This window comes from Moraxella sp. CTOTU47915, assembly GCF_031986685.1.
Taxonomy (GTDB): domain Bacteria; phylum Pseudomonadota; class Gammaproteobacteria; order Pseudomonadales; family Moraxellaceae; genus Faucicola; species Faucicola tetraodonis.
The window spans coordinates 55994-68387 of sequence record NZ_DAMAAE010000006.1 but is presented as its reverse complement, the minus strand read 5'-3'; the positions used below and the strand labels follow the sequence as shown (position 1 = coordinate 68387).

General features: G+C 43.0%; 12 protein-coding genes. 7 read left to right on the top strand and 5 right to left on the bottom strand.

Annotated features, from left to right (window positions below):
- Window positions 1-145 precede the first annotated feature (145 nt).
- Genes gspE through RTL34_RS06400 form a run of 3 tightly spaced genes read left to right on the top strand, consistent with a single transcriptional unit; the run spans window position 146 to window position 2153 of the window.
- Window positions 146-1651, top strand: coding sequence for a type II secretion system ATPase GspE (gene gspE, locus RTL34_RS06410; RefSeq protein WP_312115558.1), 1506 nt, complete (start codon window positions 146-148; stop codon window positions 1649-1651).
- A gap of 45 nt (window positions 1652-1696) precedes the next feature.
- Window positions 1697-1963: a BrnT family toxin gene (locus RTL34_RS06405; protein WP_050324716.1), complete on the top strand. Its 267-nt coding sequence runs from the start codon at window positions 1697-1699 to the stop codon at window positions 1961-1963.
- Window positions 1953-2153, top strand: coding sequence for a hypothetical protein (locus RTL34_RS06400; RefSeq protein ID WP_050324717.1), 201 nt, complete (start codon window positions 1953-1955; stop codon window positions 2151-2153). Before RTL34_RS06405 ends, RTL34_RS06400 begins: the two co-directional genes overlap by 11 nt.
- A gap of 10 nt (window positions 2154-2163) precedes the next feature.
- Here RTL34_RS06400 and RTL34_RS06395 read toward each other — a convergent pair whose 3' ends face one another.
- The 3 genes from RTL34_RS06395 to RTL34_RS06385 form a co-directional block, all read right to left on the bottom strand.
- Window positions 2164-2478 carry a hypothetical protein gene (locus RTL34_RS06395; protein WP_219333418.1) on the bottom strand — a complete coding sequence of 105 codons (315 nt, stop codon included), beginning with the start codon at window positions 2476-2478 and terminating at the stop codon, window positions 2164-2166.
- 4 nt (window positions 2479-2482) lie between these two features.
- Window positions 2483-3949 (bottom strand): tRNA (N6-isopentenyl adenosine(37)-C2)-methylthiotransferase MiaB, encoded by a 1467-nt coding sequence (miaB, locus tag RTL34_RS06390; RefSeq protein ID WP_312115554.1) that lies wholly within the window; start codon window positions 3947-3949, stop codon window positions 2483-2485.
- Window positions 3950-4022: 73 nt separating this feature from the next.
- Window positions 4023-4784 carry a class I SAM-dependent methyltransferase gene (locus RTL34_RS06385; protein WP_312115552.1) on the bottom strand — a complete coding sequence of 254 codons (762 nt, stop codon included), beginning with the start codon at window positions 4782-4784 and terminating at the stop codon, window positions 4023-4025.
- Between the two features lie 258 nt (window positions 4785-5042).
- Between RTL34_RS06385 and RTL34_RS06380 the strand changes: the two genes are divergently transcribed.
- From RTL34_RS06380 to RTL34_RS06365, 4 genes are all read left to right on the top strand, one after another.
- Window positions 5043-7028 (top strand): lytic transglycosylase domain-containing protein, encoded by a 1986-nt coding sequence (locus RTL34_RS06380; protein WP_312115550.1) that lies wholly within the window; start codon window positions 5043-5045, stop codon window positions 7026-7028.
- A gap of 323 nt (window positions 7029-7351) precedes the next feature.
- Window positions 7352-8143 carry a T2 family ribonuclease gene (locus RTL34_RS06375; RefSeq protein ID WP_312115548.1) on the top strand — a complete coding sequence of 264 codons (792 nt, stop codon included), beginning with the start codon at window positions 7352-7354 and terminating at the stop codon, window positions 8141-8143.
- 227 nt (window positions 8144-8370) lie between these two features.
- Window positions 8371-9357, top strand: coding sequence for a malate dehydrogenase (locus RTL34_RS06370; RefSeq protein WP_099834341.1), 987 nt, complete (start codon window positions 8371-8373; stop codon window positions 9355-9357).
- 233 nt (window positions 9358-9590) lie between these two features.
- The gene (locus RTL34_RS06365) at window positions 9591-9854 is read left to right on the top strand and encodes a DUF2789 family protein (RefSeq protein ID WP_188874780.1); all 264 of its coding nucleotides are present in this window, start codon (window positions 9591-9593) and stop codon (window positions 9852-9854) included.
- 153 nt (window positions 9855-10007) lie between these two features.
- Here RTL34_RS06365 and htpX read toward each other — a convergent pair whose 3' ends face one another.
- Together htpX and RTL34_RS06355 are read right to left on the bottom strand one after the other, a co-directional pair.
- Window positions 10008-10898, bottom strand: coding sequence for a protease HtpX (htpX, locus tag RTL34_RS06360; RefSeq protein WP_312115543.1), 891 nt, complete (start codon window positions 10896-10898; stop codon window positions 10008-10010).
- Between the two features lie 184 nt (window positions 10899-11082).
- The gene (locus RTL34_RS06355) at window positions 11083-11847 is read right to left on the bottom strand and encodes a lytic transglycosylase domain-containing protein (RefSeq protein ID WP_065253316.1); all 765 of its coding nucleotides are present in this window, start codon (window positions 11845-11847) and stop codon (window positions 11083-11085) included.
- Window positions 11848-12394 lie beyond the last annotated feature (547 nt).

Here is a 12394-nt window from a genome sequence, read left to right as displayed (position 1 = left end):
ATGGTTATCAATCAGTAAAAAATGCTTTAGTATAACAAAATATAGCTTGTCTCAGGGTCTTTTTGTGTGCCTTGGTAGGATTTGTCCTACTGATAAGCTACAATGGAACGCATCTTTTCTTGGCTTATTTCATTTGATAATCCCTATGCTAAATCCGATTGCCTTGCCCTATAGTTTTGCCAAACGTCATCAACTGCTGTTGCAATACTCGCAAGATTTGACTGCCCCGCCGACGTTGTTGATGACGGCGGATACCCCTATGGAAGCCATCAACGAAGCCAACCGTTTTGCCAGTCAAGCAGGGGTGCCACTGCCATTGAATTTTGCCATGGCGCAAAGTGACGATTTTGAAAAGCAGTTAGCCGCTGTCTATGCAGGTAACACAGGGGAATCTCAGCATATTGCCGCTGGGCTTGAAGACCATCCCGACTTGATGAGTCTTGCTGACAGTGTCCCCGAAACGGAAGACTTGATGGACCAAGAAGATGACGCGCCCATCATTCGCCTAATCAATGCGCTATTGTCCGAAGCCATCCGCCTAAACGCCTCAGATATTCACATTGAAACCTTTGAAAAACGCCTATCGGTGCGCTTTCGGGTGGATGGGGTGCTTAAAGAAATCGTCAGTCCAAAACGGGAACTGTCACCACTACTGGTGTCGCGTATTAAAGTGATGGCAAAACTGGATATCGCTGAAAAACGGGTGCCGCAGGATGGACGCATCTCACTACGTCTGGCTGGGCGTGAAGTGGATGTACGGGTATCAACATTACCATCAAATTTTGGTGAGCGTGTGGTGATGCGGCTTTTGGATAAACAAGCGGGTCGGTTAAATATGACCTATTTGGGTTTGTCAGACAATGACTATGCCGAGCTTAAACGCTTAATCCATCGCCCGCATGGCATTATTCTGGTCACAGGTCCGACAGGTTCGGGCAAAACCACGACGCTGTACGCGGCTTTAACAGATTTGAACGATAACACCCGTAATATTTTGACCGCTGAAGACCCGATTGAATTTCAGCTAGATGGTATTGGGCAAACCCAAGTCAATAATAAAGTCGATATGACCTTTGCCCGTAGCCTGCGAGCCATGCTACGTCAAGACCCTGACGTGGTCATGGTGGGGGAGATTCGCGATTTAGAGACCGCAGAAATTGCGGTGCAAGCGTCACTCACAGGTCACTTGGTACTCTCGACCCTGCATACCAATACGGCGATTGGTGCGGTGACGCGGCTACAAGATATGGGGGTTGAGCCGTTTTTGCTGTCATCGAGCCTCATTGGCGTGGTGGCACAGCGACTAGTGCGCACCTTGTGTCCGCATTGTCATACATGGACAGCCGCCGATGGCTATCAAACGCAGATTTTTACTGAAATAGGTGAAGTCGGGGAGATTAAACTGCCAAAACCCGTGGGCTGCGAGAAATGCAATCACTCAGGATTTCGGGGACGTACTGCGATTTATGAAGTAGTGCCTGTCGATGACAAATTGCGACAACTTATTCATAGCCAAACGGCAGAATTTAAGCTTGAAAGCTATGCTCGCAGCAAAACGCCCTCCATCCGAGCCGATGGACTCAAAAAAGTGTTGGCAGGGAAAACTACATTGGAAGAAGTATTACGTGTCACTAAAGAAAAAGAGATGTGATATATTTTTCTAGTGTTAATGAAAAAATGAATGTAGGTCGCTAAATTGATACAAATAACTTTTGACCAAAATAAAGCTGAGAGTAATAAAATCAAACATGGTGTAAGTTTTGATGAAGCAAAAATTGCATTACTTGACCCGAATGCGCTAGTACGTGAAGATTTTGACCAGGATGAACCAAGATTTGTATTATTAGGAATGGCAAATCGCTTATTAGTTGTTGTCTATTGTTATGTAGATAATGATGATATGATTCGGTTAATATCTGCACGAAAAGCAACCAAAAACGAGGAAAAACAATATGCAAACTGAATACGATTTCTCAAATGCTCAAAGAGCGACACAAATTTCCCATCTTAATCGGTTGCGAGAACAACAGCATTTGCTGGATAAAGATGTGAGTGATTGGCTTGTAACCCAAGATGATGATACTAAAAAACATATCAGTGAAATGATTCGCCAAGTAATGGCGATGAAAATTCACACACAATCTACTGTTTAAATTATGTGTTTTAGTCACTGATGCAATGAATAACTTGCATTTTTTCAATTGACAAACGGATAAAGTTTTCGATTTTCTGACAGTGAGTGATAGATTGCTTATGGTTATTTTTCGCAAAATAGTCTGCCAAATTATTTAATTCAACGACCAGTGATTTAGCAACATTCGGATAAATCACTGGGTCATTATAGAAGTTATCTAGTAGCCAAGTAAGCGTTGAAAAGTTAGTGTTACCTTCGGCTAAACGTAAAATACGTTCGTCCTCATGCGAAATTTGACAATTAATTTTCTCATTGTCACAATCAAACCACATGTCAAATGCCATTATCTTAACCTAAAACCTCCACCAACTCACCTTCCACCAAATGCGGACTCATGGCTCGCGTGACTTTTACCATCACCAGTTTACCAATCAACGTGTCATCGCCTTTGAACAATACCGTTCGCGTATTATCTGCCGTTCCCATCAAAAATTCAGGATTGCGGTCGCCATGTTGCTCCACCAGCACACGCACGGTTTGACCCACCATGCCTTGGGTTTTTGCCCAAGTCGAATCGACAATCACCTTTTGAAACTCAGCCAAACGGGCTTTTTTGGTTGCTATATCGATATTGTCGGGCAAGTCTGACGCAGGCGTACCTGGACGCTTGGAGTAAATAAAGCTATACGAATGGTCAAAATCCAAATCTTTGGCAAGATTGAGCGTATCTTGGAAATCTTGGTCGGTTTCATTGGGAAACCCGATAATAAAATCGCTTGATAAATACATATCAGGGCGCACCGCGCGCAGTTTGCGGATTTGCTCAATGTAGATATCAATGGTGTGGTTACGCTTCATGGCAGCTAGGATAGCGTTGGAGCCACTTTGCACGGGTAGGTGCAGGTGGGATACCAGTTTTGGTATTTTGGCATACGCTTCAATGATATCATCGCTAAATTCCAGTGGATGGCTGGTGGTATAGCGAATACGCTCAATGCCGTCAACGTGCGCCACATAATGCAATAACTCACTAAAACGGCAAATTGTGCCATCGTGTTTTTCACCGCGGTAGCCATTGACGTTTTGCCCCAATAGCGTTACTTCACGTACCCCTTGGCTAGCAAGGCTGTCAATCTCGGCAAGTACATCATCGAGTGGGCGCGAGATTTCTTCGCCTCGGGTGTAAGGCACCACGCAAAATGAGCAGTATTTTGAGCAGCCTTCCATGATGGATACAAACGCCTTAAACCCTTCCACTTTGGACTCGGGTAAAAAGTCAAATTTTTCGATACTTGGGAAAGACACATCGACGACGCCGATACGGTTTTTGGGTTTGACATCCAGCTGTTTGGTGGATTGGTCATACAGTTCTGGCAGGCGATGCAGGGTTTGCGGTCCAAACACCATATCGACATGCGGGGCACGGCTTTGGATTTTATCACCTTCTTGTGACGCCACGCAGCCACCCACACCGATGACCAAATTCGGGTTTTTCTCTTTAAGCTTTTTCCAGCGTCCGAGTTCAGAAAATACTTTTTCTTGCGCTTTTTCACGAATCGAGCAGGTATTCATGAGCAGCACATCGGCTTCTTCAGGATTGTCCGTTAGCACCATGCCATGGGAGTCGCCTAGCACATCTGCCATTTTTTCAGAGTCATACACATTCATCTGACAGCCTTGGGTCTCGATAAACACGCGTTTGACACGAGTATCCGCTGGTAGCATGGTGGGTTCAACACTCGCCGCTAGCGTTGGCGTTACCAAATTTTGAGTTTTGGAAATCTGTGCTTTTGGGTCAAAAGTAGTAACTGTCATGACTACACCTAAATGTTTCGCCTAAAATAAACCCTCAATTATAACAGATTTTTTTGGCAAGATGCGGTAGTGATTATTTTGACAGCACTAAATAAATGACATCGGTGCTAAAATTGCCAGACTCATCTATCTCAAAATATTGTCTAACAGGCGCGGCACAATTTTTTTGTAAGCCTCGTATCACTTGTATGCTAGTGTCAGCTGTATGCATACGGGCGACCCAACTGTCAAAATTTAACGCCAGTTTTTGCATCTCGACAGTCGCCACGCAAAAGCCGGTGATTTCTGCAAAATACAACCACTCGGCAAGACTATAATCTTTGACATGACTGGGATCGCGGATGGTTTCAATGGTCTGTAAAAAATTATTGAGCACTGGGTTGCTATTGCCCAACACATCGACAATCACCACTTTGCCACCGTCAGCTAGGGCGCGATGCATCTCAAACAGCGCTTGTGGTACATTTTGCCAATGGTGCGCAGAATATCGCGTGATAATGGCATCAAATTGGTGGTCGGCAAAAGGTAATTTTTCTGCCGTACCGATTTGCGTGGTGATATTGGTTAAGCCGCGTGCTTTGGCTTGCCTGGCGACAACTTCGGTCATCGTAGGGGTAATGTCGTAGGCAATCACTGATTTGGCAACAGGCGCTACCTGATAACTGACGTGCCCACCGCCACAGCCCAAATCCAATATATGCCTAAGCTTGTGCGCCTCTATCAACTGCTTTATTTTGTCGAACTCAGCGCCTTGTGCATGAACAGGGCTATTGAGGTAGTTATGGGATTTGTCTTGGTATTGTTGAATATTTAGGGCGTGTTGGGTATGGGTCATGGCTTATCGCATTTATTGGTGGCTAATAATAGGCTTATCATAAGCCAAATAATTGATAATTTATAGTTAATTAAATTTAAAATTAAAAAACTATTTGTTATATAAAATACACTGCAACATTTTTATACAATTAGTTGAGATTTGGGTAAATTTTTTTAGTCGACAATCGTTATAATCGCTTTAGCAAGGTTAACCAATTTTTACATTATTTTTGTCGTTTTTTGCCTACTTATCTTATTAAAGGTATTACCAATTATTATGAAAAATCTCAAGCTTTCGATGATTTCATGCGGTGTGATTGCTGTTTTTGCAGAATCTGCTTGTGCAAGTAGCTATTCTGTAGGGACGCCTAGCACCGCAGATAGTTATTTTAACCAAGCCGAACGTGAAGCTAGCCGCGGCAACTTATCGCAAATGGGCAACTATCAGCAAATGATGGCAGGTGGCAGTCTAGCCATGTATCCAGAATATTGGCAGCTCAATAAAGACTTAGACGCGCAGCCTGCATCAGCGATTGTGAGTTTTGCCAACCGTTATCCACAGACTGCGATGGCAGAAAAATTGGCGGCGGATTATGCGGAAACCAAAGCGCGGATGGGTGATTATGATGCAGTTAGACAAGTGGCAAGCTATGTAACCAATCCTGATGCCAGTGAAGCTTGTGCCATTGCGTTAGGTTTCAATCACGGTGGCGACAGCATGCGCGCTTATACTGAAAAAGGTAATGTTTGGCTCAGCACGGATAAAAAACTGCCACAGCTTTGCCAACAGTTGGCGACAGAGCTCAATGGCAATCGCATGGTTAGCAATGATGACCGTGAGCAGCGACTGTATCGTATGCTACGCACGGGCAACAACGGTGATATCGTGCAGCTTGCCAGCCGATTGGGCGTGCAGATGAGCTACAATCAGCTCATGAGCATCAGTAGCAGTCCTAATGCGTTTTTTTCACAACTCGGAAGTATGCCAGCAACCGCCAGCAATCGGTATTTATATTTATATGGCTTAGGGCAACTTGCCAAAAAATCTGTCAGTGAGGCGGCGATGCAGCTTAACTATGATGTGGAGCGAAACCCGCAGTTTTTTGATGCCAAAACCCGTCAATATGCCTACCGTACCTTGGGTGTGGCAAGGATGGGGGTCAATACCGATCAAGGGTTTAGTAGTGACGCGGTTGATTGGATGCAAAAAAGTTTGGGCGTACCATTTAACAATGAAGAAGCCGAAAACTATGCCCAAGCAGCGATACGCTATAGCCGATGGTCAGATTTGGCACAAGCCATTGGCGCAATGGACTATAAAAATCAACAGCAACCGATATGGCAATATTGGCTTGCCAAAGCCTACAAATTGGGCGGCACTAACCAGCAGCGTCAACAAGCCAATCAGCTATTTAGTCAATTGGCGCAAACCAATGACTATTATGGACTGCTCTCCAAAGACCAACTGGGGCAGCGTTTTGACCGATTGCCGACCAATCCACCGGTGAGTAATAGTGATTACTCACGCCTCGCAAACGATAGTTTCTTTAATCGCGCATTTACCCTCTATAAACTTGCCGCCAATCCCAGCTATACCAACCGTGAATGGAACTGGGCGGTAAAAAAAGCACGTGACCGTGGTGATGAGACGATGATTTTGGCAGCGGCGCAAACCGCATCGGACATGGGATGGTACGACCGTGCTATCTACGCATTGGAATCCACCAAAACGATTCCAAATTCGGCACTGGCATTCCCGATGCCCCATCAGTCTAGTGTCGTGCAATACAGCCGCCAAGCAGGAATCGATCCTGCGTGGGCGTATGGCATCATGCGTCAAGAAAGCCGTTTTAATATCGGTGCGCGTTCGGGTGTTGGGGCAGGGGGGTTGATGCAAATCATGCCAGACACAGCGCGCTATATCGCACGTAAATTGGGCGAACCGTATGAGCCATCTCGCGTCGCAGGGGGCGATACCAATATCCGCTATGGTACGTATTATATGGGCGATATTTTAAATAAATTGGGCGGTCAGCCTGTACTAGCCACTGCGGGCTACAATGCAGGGCCAGGTAAGGCCAAAACTTGGCAGCCTGAGAACGGTAGCCTAGCCGCGGATCAGTATGTTGAGACCATTCCTTATTCAGAAACGCGCAATTATGTCAAAGCCGTGATGGAAAATGCGACCAATTATGATGTGCTCCTTGGCGGCAGCAACCAACCGATTACTCAGCGTATGGGTACTATTGCTGCTAAATATTAAATTAATCTGAATTAAATAAACCTGCTAAATCCGCTAAAAAACAACAGCTAATTGATTGATAATAGTCAATAAATTACTGTTGTTTTTTAGTATATACAGGGTTTACAAATTCTGACCTAATCAGTATGATTTCAAAAAATTGACATGACTCATTAAGGTTAGTTGCAATGGGAAAAAATTAAGTTTTTTCAAGCAAAAAATTGATAGGTCAACAACCCCTGCTGTTACTTCTATTTTAAAAGCTCACTGTAAATTTAAAAGCTCACTGTAAACGTTAAAACAACCTGCTTGTTTTTAATCACCAACTATTTGGTTTAATTGTTATGCTGTCATCTTGTCTAAAAACGTTACTCGATTTTACCAACTTGCACGCGGCATCACACGCCGTCAAATGGGCATCGTTACAGTTTCCATTACAGTTTAAAGATGATAAGGCGGCGGCAAATTTAGCTAGTTTAGTTATCAACTCAAGTCATCAAAAAAGGGCAAAGTTTAGCGGCTATTTGTCACTTGGCTACTTACTACTTGGCTGCTTGGCGGTGATGGGTACTATAGCAACCCCAGCTGCCCATGCCGACAGTGTTTTAGGGGTGGAATTATCCCCTGCTGTCTGCAAGCTCAACCCATACATGGGTAATCTTCGCCAATGTATCGAAGGCAACCCGATGACGGTGAATTTTTATCGGGTGGCGAACCAGTCTTGTAGTAATAGCCGCTATAGCATGTCGCCACTGCAAGAAAAGATCACCTCAAAAGTCATTCCAGACGGTAATATTCGCAAAAATATTTGGCAGCAGTATGGTCGCTGCAGTGGTCTAAGTACCCCTAATTATTTTCGCACCATTACCTCACTTGCCAGTCAATTAAAACTTCCAAAAGAACTCAGTAGCGGTCGCAGTTATCGATTCACGTCCAGTGGCTTGAGCCACCAATTATTATCTTTAAACCCTGGCATGAAGCCAAACTCGTTTAATTTTTTCTGTCAAAAAAATAGTGCAGGTCAATCTGTATTGACCTATATTAACGTGTGCTATGACAATAACGGACGGTTTGCCCAATGTGCCACCCGCTCTTACGCCTGTCCTAGTCAATTTTTGATTGATGGTAATTATTGAGGGATGGCGGTATCAATTTTTGCCTAGTTTTAAGCGTTTTTTATTTTGTTCTTTGCCTTACTTTAACCCATAATTGTCAAGCTCACCCGACAATTGACCCCATAAATTTATGGTCTTTGATGGTGACAAGTGATAAACTAGGCAAGCTTTTTTAGACAACTTTTTCTGCTTTTTTCACTGCCTTGCTTTTGCAAAGGATCTTGTACTTATCATAATAGGAGCTTTCAATGAAACAGCCTGTTCGTGTTGCGGTGACTGGTGCTGCTGGTCAAATCAGTTATTCATTATTATTTCGTATCGCATCGGGTGATATGTTAGGTAAAGACCAACCTGTCATTTTACAATTATTAGAAATCACGCCAGCCTTAGAAGCCTTAAAAGGTGTGGTAATGGAACTTGAAGATTGTGCATTCCCATTGCTAGCAGGCGTCGTACAAACTGACGACGCTAATGTTGCGTTCAAAGATGCGGACTATGCCCTACTGGTAGGTGCCCGTCCTCGTGGACCAGGCATGGAGCGTAAAGATTTGCTCGAAGCCAATGCCGCCATCTTCTCTGCACAAGGTAAAGCGTTAAATGACAACGCTAGCCGTACTGTCAAAGTATTGGTTGTGGGTAACCCAGCCAACACCAATGCCTTAATCGCACAGCGCAATGCCCCAGACTTAGACTCACGTAACTTTACAGCGATGACACGTCTTGACCACAACCGTGGTATGGCGCAACTGGCTGAAGAAACTGAAACCACCGTGAATGACATCAAAAAAATGATCATTTGGGGTAACCACTCTTCAACCCAGTACCCAGATTTGACTTTCACTACGGTAAAAGGTCAACCTGCCCTAGAGCAAGTACAACGTGATTGGTACGAAGGTACTTATATCCCTAACGTACAACAACGTGGTGCTGCCATCATTAAAGCACGTGGTGCCTCATCAGCGGCATCTGCTGCAAACGCTGCGATTGCGCACATTCGTTCATGGGCACTAGGCACCGATGAGAATGATTGGGTATCTATGGGTGTTTACTCAAACGGTGAATATGGCATCCAAAAAGGTCTTATCTATTCATTCCCATGTACTTGCCAAAATGGCGATTGGAAAATCGTTGAAGGGCTAGACGTTTCATCGGCTTTCTCACAAGAAAAAATGAAAGCCACCGAAACTGAATTGGCTGAAGAGCGTGATGCGGTAAGCCACTTACTTCCTAACTAATTAGGTTAGAATATTTTAACCGAAAAAAACCAGTCTCATTAGGCTGGTTTTTTTACATGAAATAACCACACTATACAATCAAATCACATTTTTTTTACCCAGTTTTGACTACAATGGTCTGACGGTATAAATAACCTGTGGCACTTTTTTGATGGTTTTTAAATAAAACGAGTGCTAAAAATAATGATATTACAATAACCATTGATACTTTTTAGAGTACTAGGAGAACTACAATGATGACAGATGGCGAAAGAAACATTAATATGTTGTTTGAGCAAATGGGTATGGATGGCGATGATGCCGCGGTTGAACAATTTATTCAAGAAAATCAATTGGCGCAATCAGTCCAGCTGAGCGATGCGCCTTTTTGGAGCGACAACCAACGTAAATTTTTAAAAGACGAATACCGTGCAGATGCGGGTTGGATTGAAATCATCGATGAGCTCAACACCCGTCTGCACAAAGATGCCATGGATGCACAAAAACTGACCAAATAAGTCATTTTAATACTGTTGAGTTTTAATACTTTTGAGGATATTATCTGAGTGTATTAAACAATAACTAAAAAACCCAATCAGTGATTGGGTTTTTTACATTGCTAAAAAAGAAAAATAGTTAAAACATATAGCTAAAACAAGTGGTCAAAATAATTACTGAGCCAATTTTTGTAAATGGGCAATACGGTCATCAAGGGAGGGATGGCTGGCAAATAACTGGGCAAAACTAAATCCCCCTTTACCTTCATTAATGGCAAAGGCTTTCATGCCTTGTGGCATATAGTCGGGATGCTGGCTGGCAGGTTTTAATGCTTCAAGCGCAGCAATCATGTTGTATTTACCCGCCAAACGCGCGCCTGCTTCATCTGCACGGTATTCACGGTAACGAGAGAACCACATGACCACTGCTTGTGCGGCAATACCAAACACAATATCTAACACCATACTGGTAATGTAATAGCCCATGCCAGGCGCGTTGCTCTCGTTTTTAAATACCGCCTGATCTACAAATAAACCCACAATGCGGGCAAAGAACATCACAAAGCTATTAACCACCCCTTGAACAAGCGCTAAGGTCACCATATCACCATTGGCAACGTGACCAATCTCATGAGCAAGTACTGCTTCCACTTCTTCTCGGTTCATCGATTGTAGTAACCCAGTCGATACCGCAACCAAAGCTTTGTTTTTATTCCAACCTGTGGCAAAGGCATTGGGTGACGGATTATCAAAGATACCCACTTCTGGCATATCAATATTGACGTTTTGCGCTAAACGGCGAACCGTTTCGACCAGCCAAACTTCCAACTGGGTAGCAGGCTGTTCAATAACTTGCGTACCTGTGGAGCGTTTTGCCAACCATTTTGACATCAACAGCGATACAAAAGACCCTATCATACCGTAGATGAAACACATCGCCAGCAGGCTAGTGGTGCCTGTGCCGCCCAAATTGAATCCTAGCATTGGCGCGATGACGTTCATGACGATACCAAACACCACCATCACCGCTAGGTTAGTTAAAAGAAATAAGCCAATTCGTAACATGACGGTTTCCTAAAGACAATCAAACGATTAAATATACTTATCAACAATAAGTTGACTATGATATTTAGTATAATAGCGTTTAATGCAACAAATTAAAGGGAAAAGTAGCATAAATTTGTAACATAAAAAAAGCCAGTATTAAACTGGCTTTGGGCTTCTGGTTTTGGGATTATAGACATGGTTGTTAGCGGACAATCGTATAAGGATTTGACGAATTATAGCTAACATTTTGAAAGCCATTGCTGCTAGTACTAGAGCGCAGATTGGGGTCATTGCGATATAAGTTGTTGTAGCGGCTTAACACACGTTGTACGTAGTCACGGGTTTCACGAAATGGGGGAATACCGCCGTATTTACTGACGTTGCCTTCACCGGCATTATAGCTCGCTATCACATGCTGAACATTACCAAAACGGTTTTGTAAAAATTTTAAATACTTTGCCGCGCCCTCGATGTTCTCCGCAGGGTTCCAAGCATTATACACACCAAAACGTCTAGCTGTCGCAGGCATTAATTGCATTAACCCCTGCGCCCCAACAGGTGAGCGTGCATTGGGATTAAAACCTGATTCAGTATGCATCATCGCTTTCATCAATGCAGGGTCGACACCATGACGCAGCGCAGAAGCCACAATCATGCTATCGTAGCTATTTTTGTTGCCACGCGCACTGGCAGGTACTGCAGCTTCATTGGCGCCCCAATTGCTATAACTATGCACATTAGTATCCGCGTAATAAGTCACTTTGACTTTTTTGGTAAAATTTTGGAAATTATTTCCTGCAGGACGGTTGTTGCTGACTACATTGGTCAACAGTACCTGACCGTTGCTATCTTTAAACACATACATATTGCCAGCATTCGCTGCATCCATACTTGCCAAACCACCCAATGACAATAGGGAAGCCGATAGCAAATAGGGTAGGCGAGTTTTCTTTGCAAACAATACCATAAATATACCTATGTAAAATTTTTGACAATACGTCACGGTAAAGCACATGACTATAAAATTTGAAGTTAGCGTAATGCTTTAAACCGACATAAAAAGATAAAATTCGTTATGTTTCAATGACATTTGATAACAGTATTATAAAAGAATTGGCAGGAAATATACCATAAATCTGTCAAAAACTGGTTAAAGTTTACAAAAAATCAGATAAGGGGAAATAAGGGAATAAATTGCCAAAAAACTTGTAGACCTTTTGGGTTGGATACGAAGGATTAGAAAAACAAGGGCTCAAAATTTTTAGCCATAAAAACTATCAAATTTTCAAGCCTTAAATCTTAAAAAAAAAGTAAAATTTTTTGCTTGCACTTTGCAAAAAACTATAACTCTATGATTTATATAAATAAAATAATTGGTTAAAAAATGACCAATTTAGAGATAACCTATAGCGATATGCGGTTTATTGTTGTCAAGTCAGAAGTTATCCACATGGTTATCCACATAAATTGGGGAAAATAACCTAAATGTTTGATATTGATAAAAAATAAAATGA

What these genes read in the sequence shown, in the direction of transcription:
- htpX (WP_312115543.1), bottom strand. Translation starts at nt 10,898, where the DNA reads ATGTTACGAATTGGCTTATTTCTTTTAACTAACCTAGCGGTGATGGTG.
- RTL34_RS06385 (WP_312115552.1), bottom strand. Translation starts at nt 4,784, where the DNA reads ATGACCCATACCCAACACGCCCTAAATATTCAACAATACCAAGACAAA.
- RTL34_RS06400 (WP_050324717.1), top strand. Translation starts at nt 1,953, where the DNA reads ATGCAAACTGAATACGATTTCTCAAATGCTCAAAGAGCGACACAAATT.
- RTL34_RS06375 (WP_312115548.1), top strand. Translation starts at nt 7,352, where the DNA reads ATGCTGTCATCTTGTCTAAAAACGTTACTCGATTTTACCAACTTGCAC.
- RTL34_RS06355 (WP_065253316.1), bottom strand. Translation starts at nt 11,847, where the DNA reads ATGGTATTGTTTGCAAAGAAAACTCGCCTACCCTATTTGCTATCGGCT.
- RTL34_RS06395 (WP_219333418.1), bottom strand. Translation starts at nt 2,478, where the DNA reads ATGGCATTTGACATGTGGTTTGATTGTGACAATGAGAAAATTAATTGT.
- RTL34_RS06370 (WP_099834341.1), top strand. Translation starts at nt 8,371, where the DNA reads ATGAAACAGCCTGTTCGTGTTGCGGTGACTGGTGCTGCTGGTCAAATC.
- RTL34_RS06380 (WP_312115550.1), top strand. Translation starts at nt 5,043, where the DNA reads ATGAAAAATCTCAAGCTTTCGATGATTTCATGCGGTGTGATTGCTGTT.
- miaB (WP_312115554.1), bottom strand. Translation starts at nt 3,949, where the DNA reads ATGACAGTTACTACTTTTGACCCAAAAGCACAGATTTCCAAAACTCAA.
- gspE (WP_312115558.1), top strand. Translation starts at nt 146, where the DNA reads ATGCTAAATCCGATTGCCTTGCCCTATAGTTTTGCCAAACGTCATCAA.
- RTL34_RS06365 (WP_188874780.1), top strand. Translation starts at nt 9,591, where the DNA reads ATGATGACAGATGGCGAAAGAAACATTAATATGTTGTTTGAGCAAATG.